Annotated in this window: 12 protein-coding genes; all 12 read right to left on the bottom strand. The window is 44.3% G+C overall.

Annotation, left to right across the window (positions count from 1 at the left end; translation table 11 throughout):
* Positions 1-80 precede the first annotated feature (80 nt).
* Entirely contained in the window at positions 81-710 is a 630-nt protein-coding gene (locus tag AC0YN6_RS03900) for a C40 family peptidase (RefSeq protein ID WP_475745278.1), read from the bottom strand.
* Between the two features lie 151 nt (positions 711-861).
* Positions 862-2,190: a type I glutamate--ammonia ligase gene (glnA, locus tag AC0YN6_RS03905; RefSeq protein WP_475745280.1), complete on the bottom strand. Its 1,329-nt coding sequence runs from the start codon at positions 2,188-2,190 to the stop codon at positions 862-864.
* A 44-nt stretch (positions 2,191-2,234) separates the two neighbouring features.
* Positions 2,235-2,645 carry a MerR family transcriptional regulator gene (locus tag AC0YN6_RS03910; protein ID WP_053376247.1) on the bottom strand — a complete coding sequence of 137 codons (411 nt, stop codon included), beginning with the start codon at positions 2,643-2,645 and terminating at the stop codon, positions 2,235-2,237.
* 62 nt (positions 2,646-2,707) lie between these two features.
* Positions 2,708-4,000 (bottom strand): methionine gamma-lyase family protein, encoded by a 1,293-nt coding sequence (locus AC0YN6_RS03915; RefSeq protein ID WP_475745282.1) that lies wholly within the window; start codon positions 3,998-4,000, stop codon positions 2,708-2,710.
* 99 nt (positions 4,001-4,099) lie between these two features.
* Entirely contained in the window at positions 4,100-5,389 is a 1,290-nt protein-coding gene (hflX, locus tag AC0YN6_RS03920; protein ID WP_475745284.1) for a GTPase HflX, read from the bottom strand.
* A gap of 25 nt (positions 5,390-5,414) precedes the next feature.
* The gene (locus tag AC0YN6_RS03925) at positions 5,415-6,404 is read right to left on the bottom strand and encodes an AAA family ATPase (RefSeq protein ID WP_475745286.1); all 990 of its coding nucleotides are present in this window, start codon (positions 6,402-6,404) and stop codon (positions 5,415-5,417) included.
* Between the two features lie 89 nt (positions 6,405-6,493).
* Positions 6,494-7,171: a YdcF family protein gene (locus tag AC0YN6_RS03930; protein WP_475745288.1), complete on the bottom strand. Its 678-nt coding sequence runs from the start codon at positions 7,169-7,171 to the stop codon at positions 6,494-6,496.
* Positions 7,168-7,725 carry a ribonuclease FAU-1 family protein gene (locus tag AC0YN6_RS03935; RefSeq protein ID WP_475745289.1) on the bottom strand — a complete coding sequence of 186 codons (558 nt, stop codon included), beginning with the start codon at positions 7,723-7,725 and terminating at the stop codon, positions 7,168-7,170. The genes AC0YN6_RS03930 and AC0YN6_RS03935 overlap by 4 nt, the downstream gene beginning before the upstream one ends.
* 226 nt (positions 7,726-7,951) lie before the next feature.
* Entirely contained in the window at positions 7,952-8,599 is a 648-nt protein-coding gene (locus AC0YN6_RS03940) for a peptidylprolyl isomerase (protein WP_475745291.1), read from the bottom strand.
* A 17-nt stretch (positions 8,600-8,616) separates the two neighbouring features.
* Positions 8,617-11,085, bottom strand: a complete 2,469-nt coding sequence (locus tag AC0YN6_RS03945; RefSeq protein WP_475745293.1) for a transglycosylase domain-containing protein — start codon at positions 11,083-11,085, stop codon at positions 8,617-8,619.
* A gap of 154 nt (positions 11,086-11,239) precedes the next feature.
* Positions 11,240-11,482 (bottom strand): RNA chaperone Hfq, encoded by a 243-nt coding sequence (hfq, locus tag AC0YN6_RS03950; protein WP_475745295.1) that lies wholly within the window; start codon positions 11,480-11,482, stop codon positions 11,240-11,242.
* Between the two features lie 17 nt (positions 11,483-11,499).
* Positions 11,500-12,501: a tRNA (adenosine(37)-N6)-dimethylallyltransferase MiaA gene (gene miaA, locus AC0YN6_RS03955; RefSeq protein WP_475745526.1), complete on the bottom strand. Its 1,002-nt coding sequence runs from the start codon at positions 12,499-12,501 to the stop codon at positions 11,500-11,502.
* Positions 12,502-12,507: the final 6 nt, after the last annotated feature.

Raw genomic sequence — 12,507 nt, forward strand, 5'->3', positions numbered from 1 at the left:
TAGTAAATCTCACACAAAAAGATCCATTACATGGATCTTTTTGTGCTTTTTGTGCTTTCAATCTTCTCTAATCGCATATGTTAAACCACTCGCTTCCAAAAGAAATAGGCGGGGGCTTTTGAAGGTGCATTTCGAATTAATTTTTGACGATTAAGCAATGGATAATTATAGAGAAGTCCTTCGTATACAACTTCGAGTTGCTCGTGCAGTAGAAAATCATGTGGTGTCACTTGTGTCGATGGACGTTCCCACAATGGAATGCCGCTCCTGCGCATGGTCTCTGCAACAAACTGTGAGCAAAAATAGGCGTCAGCGGGTTTAATATCAAGTTCTAGAAGCACACCTATCAATCCAACAAGATTATAACGATATTGATCTTTTTTATTCTCAAACTCACGCACAACTTGCAACAACGAAGCTCTTTGTTTATCCGATACAGCGATCTTTAGCAGTACGCAGCGCGTAGAAGGAAATTGGCGAAACGTCCCTTCATATACGTTTTCTTTGACAAACCCAGCTATCAATGGATTATTCGCCCGTTTGCGTCCAAAGCTATAAATATCCTTCAAATCATCTCCCATAACAATGGAAGCATGATTATATGGAGCACCTGTAAAAGCTTTAATCAACCTTGTAAACCATGTACCTGTGTCCGTTAATAATACGTACACAAATTGATCTATTTCGTGATCCGAATTGGATACTGTCACGTTGCTCACCTCTTTCTCGTTGAATCGACTATCCATTAGAACAAATATAGCAATAAGGCGGATTCCCGAATAGTACTAACTCTATATGGTACTGGCTATTACAAACACAAAAAAAATCCCTCAACGCCTATGGCGTCAAGGGATCTAATTTCTAGTAAAGAGTCAAATATTGATCGCGTTCCCATTGGTGAACTTGTGTGCGATACATATCCCACTCGATTTCTTTAAGCTCGTAAAAATGAGCAAGAGCGTGATCGCCAAGCGCTTCGCATACAATGTCGCTTCTTAGCATCTCATCTAATGCTTCTTTCAAATCTAGCGGCAAGCTTGGAATTCCTGCATCTTGACGCTCTTCCTCTGTCATGATGTAGATGTTCCGGTCCGTAGGAGCTGGCAGCTGTGCTTTGTTCTTAATGCCGTCAAGACCTGCTTTAAGCATGACTGCAAGAGCCAAATACGGATTAGCTGCTGGATCTGGATTACGCACCTCTACACGAGTACTAAGTCCGCGTGAAGCTGGGATACGAATCATTGGTGAACGGTTGCTTGCTGACCAGGCTACATAACAAGGCGCTTCATAACCAGGGACAAGACGTTTATAGGAATTGATTGTAGGGTTCGTAATGGCTGCCATTGCGCGAGCATGAAGCAGGATTCCTGCCATATACTGACGTGCAACAGCACTAAGGCCTAGCTTGTCCTTCTCATCGTAGAACGCATTCGTATCACCAGTGAAAAGCGATTGGTGACAGTGCATACCAGAACCATTCACACCGTACAAAGGCTTTGGCATAAACGATGCATGCAAGCCATGTTCGCGTGCAACTGTTTTAACAACTAGCTTAAACGTTTGAATTTGGTCTGCAGCCTTGATCGCATCAGCATATTTAAAATCGATCTCATGCTGACCAGGAGCAACCTCATGGTGAGATGCCTCAATCTCAAAGCCCATTTCTTCAAGTGTCAAAACGATTTCACGACGACAATTTTCACCCATATCCATAGGTGCTAAGTCGAAGTAACCGCCTTGGTCATTAAGCTCCGTAGTTGGCTCACCGCGCTCATCGGTTTTGAATAAGAAAAATTCCGGTTCAGGACCAACATTCATTGCCGTATAACCAAGCTCTTCCGCTTCCTTCAATGCACGTTTCAAAATACCGCGTGGATCTCCAGCGAAAGGTGTTCCGTCCGGCATGTAGATATCACAGATCAGACGAGCAACACGATCTTGTGTTACCCATGGAAATACAACCCATGTATCAAGATCAGGGTATAAGTACATATCAGATTCTTCAATACGAACGTAACCTTCGATAGAAGAACCGTCGAACATCATTTTGTTGTCCAACGCTTTTTCAAGCTGACTTACAGGAATTTCAACATTTTTAATCGTTCCAAGTAAATCCGTAAACTGCAAACGAATAAACCGAACATTTTGTTCCTGTGTTATACGTCTAATATCGTCTTTAGTGTAACTCACAGAATCATCTCCTTAGTTTGCACATCAATGGTTATTAAAGTCAATTAGCGCTTATTTAAGAAACGAGTTAATTGTCCTTGAATGAGTGAAGCCTGACCTGGCCTTTTCTCCAGCAATTGCTGTTTAAGTAATCGATGAAGCTGCTGATCAGATAGCTCACGTCGTTTTACTTCTGATTGCTCACTAACGATTGTTGCATCATCCGATTCTTTCGATACCGGATTCATCACTTGTTTAATTCCGGCGATGTTAACGCCTTTCTCAATCAATGATTTTATTTCCAGAAGCCGTTCAACGTCATTAAACGAAAATAATCGTTGGTTCCCTGCTGTTCTAGCAGGCACGATCAATTCATGCTGTTCGTAATACCTGATTTGGCGGGCTGTTAAATCCGTCAGCTTCATAACAATGCCGATAGGAAATAAGGCCATATTTCTGCGAATATCATCAGCCATGTCGCATCAACCTTCCAGTCGCTCTATAATATGTTCATTCTAACCTTTCGCATTCAAATGTGTCAAGTCATGTAAGGTTTAATCACAATTAAACCACTATCCACTAGGCGATATAATGCAGTCAGAACACCATATTTTGCATGAGCATACGTAAGGCCGCCTTGCATATACGCGATATAAGGTTCGCGTATCGGAGCATCTGCTGAAAGCTCCAAGCTGCCTCCTTGAATGAAAGTACCAGCAGCCATAATGACCGCATTCTCATATCCCGGCATATCCCAAGGCTCCGGCACAACATGTGAATCAACCGCAGCAGCTTGCTGGATACCTTGTACGAAGGCGATCAAATGATCAGCTTGTCCGAAACGGACCGCTTGTATAAGATCAGTACGCGGCTCATTCCATCTTGGCTTCGTTTCGAACCCAAGCTCTTCGAATAATGCCGCAGCAAGTACACTTCCTTTAATTGCTTGTCCAACTAAATGAGGCGCCAAAAACAACCCTTGGAACATCGGGCGAAGCGTGCCTAACATCGCTCCAACCTCGCCGCCGATGCCGGGTGCAGTCAAACGATATGCAGCAGCATCTACAGCAAATGCTTTACCTGCAATATAGCCGCCTGTTTCAGCTATTCCTCCGCCTGGATTTTTAATAAGTGAACCAGCCATTAGATCTACTCCTACTTGAGTAGGCTCTAACAGCTCCGTAAATTCACCATAACAATTGTCCACAAACACAATAAGATCAGACTTAATTTCTTTTACCCTATTTACAATGGTTTGAATCTCCGTTACTGTGAACGAAGCTCTCCAATCATAACCGCGAGAGCGTTGAATACCAATAACCTTTGTTTGCGCCGTAATCGATTTCTCAATTTGAGCCCAGTCCAAACCTCCGTCATCAAGAAGCGCTACCTCAGAATACTTCACACCCCAATCCTGCAAAGAACCCATACCATCACCAGGCTTACCAATTACCTTATGTAGTGTATCGTAAGGTCTGCCGGTAACATAAAGCAGCTCATCCCCGGGGCGAAGAACCCCGAATAAAGCACAGCTAATCGTATGCGTGCCTGAAACGAAATGGGGTCGTACGATCGCAGCTTCAGCACCCATAACGTCAGCGTATACTAGATCAAGGATTTCACGTCCACGATCATTATAGCCATAGCCCGTTGAACCGGTAAAATGAAAATCGCTTACTTTGTGACGCTGAAATGCTTCAATGACTTTCCATTGATTCTTCTCTGCTATCTTATCAATACTCCGAAAAGCTTCTGCTGCAAGCACCTCAGACTGCTCTGCAAGCTGCTCTAGATGATCCCATAGTCCTTGGTTTACATGATGCCTGTTCATTTTGATATCTTCTCCTTAAATTTTGCGTAGCAAAATTACTTCGTAAGCATATGCCTTAAAGTTTTGCGAAGCAAAACTACTTCGTAAGCATAAGCTAATTCACTCAATATATTGTTTCAAACGGTGCCCGTGCTGTTCATATTCCTGTTTACTTACATGAACGGTTAGCCGCAAACTATCTTCAATCACTTCTTGATTGATAACCTCACCGCTTCGGTAAGCTAACGCAATCAAATCTCCACGCTCCGCAGGAACATTAAAGGTTACTACGTCTCCGCTTAACTTATCTTGAACGATTTGCTTCAGCAGCTCGAGATCCTCAGCGTCATATGCGCTAATAACAAGGTTATCGCCGCTCGTAATCGGCAAGTCAGCTAAAGAACCATTATTTTCGCACATATCCTTCTTATTGTAGACCATGACATGCGGTGTATCGGCTGCGCCAAGATCACCCAAAATTTTGTTTACAACCGCAATTTGCTCATCACGCATTGGCGAGCTGCTGTCGATTACGTGCAGCACAAGATCAGCTTCGCACACTTCTTCCAACGTCGCACGAAATGCTGCAACGAGATCATGCGGCAGGTTTTGAATAAAACCTACAGTATCCGTAAGTATGATTTCTCTGCCATTTGGCAGCTCAAGCGTTCTAGATGTCGGGTCCAACGTAGCGAACAACTGGTTTTCTACATAAACATCCGCGTGAGTCAACTCGCGCAGCAGCGTCGATTTCCCAGCATTCGTATAACCAACCAAAGCCACTTGAATTGCACCGGATTTTTTGCGGCGTTCGCGGTGCAATTTCCTGTGACGTACCACTTCGTCGAGTACCGTCTTCAGATCAAAAATACGATCGCGAATATGACGGCGATCTGTCTCAAGCTTCGATTCCCCTGGACCGCGGGTACCAATGCCGCCTCCGAGGCGCGATAAGTTTTTGCTTTGTCCTGAAAGACGCGGCAAAAGATAGCTAAGCTGTGCCAGCTCAACCTGAATAATACCTTCACGAGTTTTGGCCCGCCCTGCAAAAATATCCAATATCAGCTGAGTACGATCGACAATCTTCAAATCGAGCGCCTCTTCCAAGTTTCGAACCTGAGCACCTGATAGTTCTTGATCGAAAATAGCTGTCGTTGCACCCAGTTCATCAGCTAATGCTTTAACTTCCTGAACTTTGCCTTTACCGATAAACCATTTAGAATCGACAGTTTCTTTATTTTGCGTGAGCGTCGTGAGCACCTCGACCCCTGCCGTCTCCGTGAGCTGCACAAGCTCTTGAAGCGACATCTCGGGGTCTCCGCCCTTACGCTTTTCTTTTGATGTAACTAAGCTTATCAATATTGCTTTTTCAATCATGTTCGGATTGGTATCGAATGTAATCTCGCTCATCTCATACTCCTTCTAAACTACACAATCATATTGGCTTTGTGTCCCATTTTAAATCCTCTGGTCTGATTGTCATTAACTCCTGCTTGGCGGGAACAGAGCTCGCATATTGCGTCAGCAGACGAACGGCTTGAAACCGAATCGCTTTCTCAATCGAATTTCTGACGTATCTTGCATTGCTGAACGAGAACATCGTATTTTGCTTTTCTTGCATTAAATGTTGTCTCAATTTAAATATGGTCTGTGGCTGCAAAATATAATCACGGTCTTTCGCCATCAGTTCACTTATTTGAATTAACTGATCCACTGAATAATCTGGAAACTCGATTTGGATCGGAAAACGTGAAGGCAAACCAGGATTTGTAAGTAGAAAATCATCGATTTCGGCTGGATAACCCGCAAGGATGAGCACAAAATGATTTTTGTGATCCTCCATAGCCTTGACCAACGTATCAATTGCTTCCTTCCCAAAATCCTTCTCCCCCCCGCGAGCAAGACTATATGCTTCATCCACAAACAATACTCCACCGATCGCTTTCCGAACGAGATCACGTGTCTTTTGTGCGGTATGTCCAATATATTCACCGACAAGATCAGCTCGCTCCACCTCGATTAGGTGTCCTTTAGACAAGACACCCATCTTCTGAAACAGTTTTGCCACGATACGCGCAATCGTTGTCTTGCCCGTCCCTGGATTACCCTTAAAAATCATATGATACACATGAGAGCCGCCAAATAATCCAGCTTCTGAACGCATTCGACTAATGTAGAGCAAAGCATATATTTCATAAACGAGAGATTTCACATTTTCCATACCGATCATCGGTTCTAGCTCTTTCTGAATCTCGGCATAATGGTCAACGCCAGGCAACGGCTTAACCGCAGGCAGCGGCTCTGCTTCAAGAGCTGTAGCTGATGCTCCAGTCTGAAATGTTTCTTGCGTTCTTAGAACCACATTGATCTGGCGGGAAGGCCTTGCGGTGCCATTACCGGGTCCCGATTTGACGTGTCCACTCATCTGAGTCATCACCTATCCTTTGCTTCGAAAGCTATAGCGGCTAACCGCACTACAAGTTTATTCTACTTTGCAGCAGCATATTAGCAGATTTACAGCTTCGAATCAGAAGGACTCATTCCGAGACTAAGAAGCAAAGAGTCGAGCTTCCATTTCGTGAAAGCAAGTACTTCACGCGACTCATTATAAACTGGATTAAGCACTTTCGACTTTGTCGCAGCTACTTGAAACTGCGTAAAACCAAGCTTTTTCGCGATCTCCTTTGATCTGGCAGCATGATAATCATGTGTAATGACAATAAGTGTGGTCAGACCATTCTGCTCAGCTATCGTCTTGCTATAATCTAAGTTTTCGTAAGTGCTAGTCGCTTTATTTTCTAGTAACAGCTTGTCAGCTGAAATACCTTTTGCAATTAGATAGTCCCGCATACCTTCAGCTTCCGTCTTCACTGAGCCATTAGCATCCAATCCGCCGGACAAAATAAGCTTGTCCACCGTACCAGCCTCGAACAATTGCCATGCATAATCCAATCGTTCCTTAAGGGCTGGACTTGGCACATCATTCCACAATGCTGCGCCAAGCACGATACCAGCATCTGCTTGTACAAGCGGCTTATTCGTATCAAACCCATTAATTAACCATAATAAATATCCGCACCAGAACACGCCTGCACATACGATCCAGGCAACAACACGAAACAAGAGCAGCCACGGACGCCTTTTCCTTGATCGTTTGCGTGAGCCGCTCCTAGAACCTGTTGCCTTTCTCATGATTCGCTCAATTCGCCAGTTCGCTCAATCAAGCTCTTCCGATGTTTTAAACTGAGTGTAAAATAGCGGAATCTTCCATTACGAATGCTGGAGAGCAATTTCCCTGCTGTTTTGCGGGCCAAAGCCACGTCCCTGTTATTCACATCACCTTGTCTTAAGGCATCCTCCAGCTCATCCTCATCCATAAGGAACACTTCCCCGCTAGGAAGCACCACAACATCCAAATATAAATCATCGAACCAAGGCACCTGCTGATCGGTTAAACCTTGCGTTTTGCACACATCAATATACCATTGCACGACGCGTCCCTTATCGTCAAACATCGTCGTTACGACAAAATGCTCGCCTCTTGGGAAATGCTGCATCCATAAGTACCCGCGATCGGCCAAGCATAATCTGCGTCCGTTATATTCCTTCCATAAAGGCTCACGCAATTCATGAATCCGATAAAACGTTACGAGACCTTTGAACTCCTCACCATCTAGCGCTAAGCACGAATAGCTTTTGCGCAAGATACGCCGCCAGTTAGCCCGGTCTGAAAATTTTCTCTTCATACGGAACGTACCTTTCCGTTCATTTGGGAAAAGCTCGCAAGCGAACTGCTCAGCTCTTCTTGGCTTTGATTATACAGCGAACACTTTGCGACCAGCGACAGTTGACATTTACCTATATAAAAAAGATTACCATATCTTAACGTCCATCTCCAGCCGACAAACAAAATAAACCAAGCTCTTCGCATAAAAATAAAAAGAATACCGCCACGAATGGCGGTATTCCACTTTATTGCTCCACGATTTCGATTCCAGTGATGATAATGTCCTCGGCGGGCAAGTTGTTTTTTATGGGCGTCTTTGAAATAGCTCGGACAACGTCCATGCCGCTCTCAATCTTACCGAAGATTGAATAATTAGGCTCGCGGTTTAAATTTGCAGCATCAGGTCCTGTGCAAATAAAAAACTGACTGCCTCCCGAATTGGGCTTGCTCGCATTAGCCATCGCAACTATGCCCTCTTCATATTTCATTTCCGTACTAAGCTCATCTGGAATGGAATATCCAGGTGTTCCAAAGCCGTCACCTTTCGGATCTCCACTTTGAACCATAAAGGACTCAATAATGCGATGAAAGGTCAATCCTTCATAAAAGCCTTCTCGAGCAAGGAAAACGAAATTATTTACCGTTACCGGCGCTTCTTCTGTGAACAGCTTGACTGTAAAATCACCTTTAGTCGTCTGGAACTTTGCTGCGTACGACTTATCAAGATCAATTTGCATGTCCGGCATTTTATCCCAGCTCATCTGTTTGGCCGAAGCTGCCGCACGATCCCCGTTTGCTAAACCTGAATCATTCTTGCCGCAGCCTGCAACAAACAATACTGCTGCGACAACAATGATCAGATATAAGAATGGGGCTCTTTTTCTAACTGCCATTAGTAACCACCCGTTCCTTACGTATTGCCGCCGGTTTCAGGATTTCCTAAAGCATTGTTGCTGTTGTTGTTCATACCTGTGTTTGGTGTAGGGGTCGGACTTGGCTCGCCCGTCCCGTTCCCTGATCCAGGTTCCTCCGTAGGTTCTGGCTCAATACCATCATCTGGAGTAGGTGTAGGCTCTTCGCCGCCACCGTCGATTGGAGGAGTGACCTCACCGCCGTCTGGTTCATCAGGATTTGGCTCCATAGGAATGTCAGGTATTATTTCCGTTTCGGGAATAACAACTTTACTCTTATTAGATGGCGCGCTTTCCAAATCCTCCTCCGCATTATAAGCAACGACATAATATTCATAGGTCATTCCCGGGAATACACTCATATCATCAACCGTAGTATCAATAGAATCGACGAATAGAGTGAATTTACTTTCCGAAGCTTCTTTGCGGTAAACTTGATAAGTGACCTTCCCATCCTTATACGGATCCCAAGACAATGAAACCTTCATTTCTTCCGGTAGAAAAGCCGCATTAAAATTCGTTATTGTTGCCGGCGGTTTATTCTCTTTAATGCCTTGCGGTTTTTTAAAGCTCGACTTCGGTACATCCTTCATTGCGGCCCTCATGACCTTCGAGAACATTGAAGCCGCCTGGCTGCTGCCAGAATGCAAGACATGTTGTTTATCTGTCTTATCGTATCCCATCCATACGGATGCTGTCCACTCCGGCGTATAACCTACGAACCAAGCATCACGAATTCCTTTGCCTTTGTAGCCTGGAATACCATGCTGAGTTGTGCCCGTTTTTCCTGCCAAAGGACGATCAATTGCCGCTCTAGTACCGGTACCGCCTCTTTCAACGACCGTTTGCATCATTTCAGTCAAATAATAAGCGGTACTTGCGGACATCAACTGCTTGGAAGCTGGTGCTTTATATTCGTAGAACTTGTTGTTATTTTTACCTTCAATTTTCAATACTGCATGAGTATCTACGGACTTCCCGCCGTTTGCAAACACGCTAAACGCTGTTGCCATTTGCATAGGAGTTGCGCCTTTTGACAAACCGCCCAGTGCAGCTGTTAAGTTGCGATCATCCTTCTCAAGCTCAATCCCGAGCTTACTTGAAAAAGCAAACCCTTCCTTCAATCCAACCTGATTCAGCATCCAGACTGCTGCGAGATTTCGCGAATCTTTAATTGCTTGCGTCATTGTAACTGGCGTTGCTCCCCATCTATCAGTCGGGCAATAGCTGCCGTAACATTTCTTGTCATTCGCAAGTACGGTCCACGGATAGTATTTGCCTGATTCCAGCGCTGGTCCATAGGCGATAATCGGCTTGAACGCTGATCCAGGCTGTCTCGCAACCTCAACGCGGTTAAGCCCCTTTTTCACATAATCCCGTCCGCCAGATAGCGCTTGGATCGTACCGTCACGATGATCGATAATAATCATAGCACCTTGTGCTATATTTTCATCTTCACTGCTCTCAAAGTTATCGTCATTGTTAAACTGTGTATCCATCGCATCCTGTGCTTGAGGATTAAGTGACGTATAGATTCGGTAGCCTCCAATGCGGAGCTCTTCCTCTGATTTGCCGGTTTTCTCCATCGCTTCTTCAACCACATAGTCAATAAATGCAGGATACTTCTCCGTGTTTCTTTCCACATGATTCTCAGGAATTTCGTAATCGACCGCTTTCGCTTCTTCCATTTCTGCTGCGGTAATGTATCCTTGTTCATTCATAAGCCTTAGAACAACCGCTCTCCGATTTTTAGAATCTTCGGGATGATTAATTGGATTGTAGCGGTTTGGCGCCTTCGGCATAGCTGCTATTGTTGCAATTTGCCAAAGTTCCAGCTTTTCAAGCTCGGTATCAAAGTAAAATTGTGCAGCTTCTTTAACACCTGATACGCCTTTGCCGAAATAAATACGGTTAAGATACATCGTCAGAATTTGCTGCTTGGACATTTTATGCTCTAGCGCAACTGCGATTGATGCTTCCGTTGCTTTTCGGAAAAATGTTTTGTCTGCTGTTAAAAAAACGTTTTTCGCAAGCTGCTGCGTAATCGTACTCCCGCCTTCTACAGCACTGCGAGCGATAACGTCTTTAACCACAGCACGCCCAATAGCAAAGAAATCTATGCCAGAGTGTTCGTAAAATCGTTGATCCTCGGTTGCAACAATTGCATTAAGCATTTGTTCTGGAATTTCTGCGAACTCGGCAATTTCACGATTTTCTTTCGGATCGGACAATTTTGCTATCTCGTTTTCGTTTACATCGTAAATGGTGGATGCTTCACCAAAAACCAGCTTATTTTCGTTTTCAGACAAAATTCGCTCACCGTTCAGAATAATGAACAAGTAGCCTATTATTCCGCATACGATTGCGATGACCGCTGTAAAAAATAATCCATAAAACCATTTCTTCCCCGATATTTTCTTTTTCCGTTTTTGTTTAGTTACAGTCTTGTTGCGTGGTCGTTCAGCCATAGCCGACTCCCCTCCTGTTGTTCTATAGTCTGTTTAATCTAGTTTTGCCACAAAATGAAAAGAGCAACCCAATTTGGAGCGGGTTGCTCTTGCATGCCGCTATCTAGTTAAACGAGACTTGTTATAATAATGTTTCACAAAGTGCTTTAGACTATTAATCTGTATTGTTATGATCCTGCTGCATAAGTGAAACATTTCGTTGCGGGGTGAACGTCGAAATAGCATGTTTGTATACCATTTGTTGACGACCTTCGCTGTCGATGATGATTGTGAAATTATCGAACGCTTTAATAACGCCCCGAATTTGGAAGCCATTCATTAAAAAAACCGTAACCGGTATGTTGTCTTTGCGAAGCTGATTCAGGAACGTATCTTGAATATTGATCGATTTGTTCATTGGACGTTACCCCCGTCTTAAAAAGATTGATTAGAAGTATATTCAAGATTAACTTGAAACTTTCCTGCTATTATATCATGAACAGACTCCAAATTGTTGTGAAAATTTTCCCCCATATCGATCCAATGAATATCTTTCATATGACGGAACCATGAAAGCTGGCGTTTGGCAAACCTTCTCGTATCCCTTTTCAGGAGCTCAACGGCCGCTTCAAGCGAGCAATTTCCATCCAAATATTGTGCAATCTCTTTGTACCCTAACCCCTGCATAGCAACCGCTGCCGGCGGCAAATCTCTTTCAATTAGCTGCCTCACCTCTTCTACTAAACCTAGCTCCATCATCTCATCTATCCGCTGCTCTATTCTACGATACAACTCAGAGCGGTCCATAGTCAAACCGATGATGCAAAGCTCGTAAGGTGAAACCTTCGTTTGACCAGCTTGCTGATCGGAAAAGGTTTGGCCTGTCATATGAAAAACTTCCAATGCACGAATGACTCGCCGCATATCGTTAGGATGCAGTCTTTCCCCAGCGGGGGGGTCAATAGCAGCTAATCGTTTATGCAATGCTTCAGCACCAAATTCGGCAGCAAAACTTTCTTGTTCTAGCCGGAAAGCAGCATCTGAGCCAATTTCTGCGAACTGAAATTGATAGCAAACTGATTCCACATATAAACCTGTGCCACCGACGATAAAAGGCAATTTTCCGCGTGCTGCTATATCAGAGATCGCTTGAGTAGCGCCCGCTTGGAAATCAGCAGCGGAATACGCTTCATCCGGTTCGCATATATCGATTAGGTGATGCGGTATGCCTTCACGCTCATCTAGCGCGATTTTGGCTGTTCCAATATCCATCCCCCGATAGACCTGCATAGAATCTCCAGAGATAATCTCAGCATTCCAAGCTTTAGCAATGTCTAAGCTCATTCGCGTCTTGCCTACTGCTGTTGGGCCAATAAGCACCAGTAAGGGCTGCTTGTGTACTGGCTGCCCTTCTTGTTCTTGCTGCGTATTGTTCATTTCTTC

It is taken from the genome of Paenibacillus sp. J22P15, assembly GCF_056269345.1.

Excerpts from the sequence above, each read along its gene's own strand:
- AC0YN6_RS03910 (WP_053376247.1), bottom strand. The coding sequence starts at position 2,645 with ATGGCTGATGATATTCGCAGAAATATGGCCTTATTTCCTATCGGCATT.
- AC0YN6_RS03915 (WP_475745282.1), bottom strand. The coding sequence starts at position 4,000 with ATGAACAGGCATCATGTAAACCAAGGACTATGGGATCATCTAGAGCAG.
- hflX (WP_475745284.1), bottom strand. The coding sequence starts at position 5,389 with ATGAGCGAGATTACATTCGATACCAATCCGAACATGATTGAAAAAGCA.
- AC0YN6_RS03925 (WP_475745286.1), bottom strand. The coding sequence starts at position 6,404 with ATGAGTGGACACGTCAAATCGGGACCCGGTAATGGCACCGCAAGGCCT.
- AC0YN6_RS03930 (WP_475745288.1), bottom strand. The coding sequence starts at position 7,171 with ATGAGAAAGGCAACAGGTTCTAGGAGCGGCTCACGCAAACGATCAAGG.
- AC0YN6_RS03935 (WP_475745289.1), bottom strand. The coding sequence starts at position 7,725 with ATGAAGAGAAAATTTTCAGACCGGGCTAACTGGCGGCGTATCTTGCGC.
- AC0YN6_RS03940 (WP_475745291.1), bottom strand. The coding sequence starts at position 8,599 with ATGGCAGTTAGAAAAAGAGCCCCATTCTTATATCTGATCATTGTTGTC.
- AC0YN6_RS03945 (WP_475745293.1), bottom strand. The coding sequence starts at position 11,085 with ATGGCTGAACGACCACGCAACAAGACTGTAACTAAACAAAAACGGAAA.
- hfq (WP_475745295.1), bottom strand. The coding sequence starts at position 11,482 with ATGAACAAATCGATCAATATTCAAGATACGTTCCTGAATCAGCTTCGC.
- miaA (WP_475745526.1), bottom strand. The coding sequence starts at position 12,501 with ATGAACAATACGCAGCAAGAACAAGAAGGGCAGCCAGTACACAAGCAG.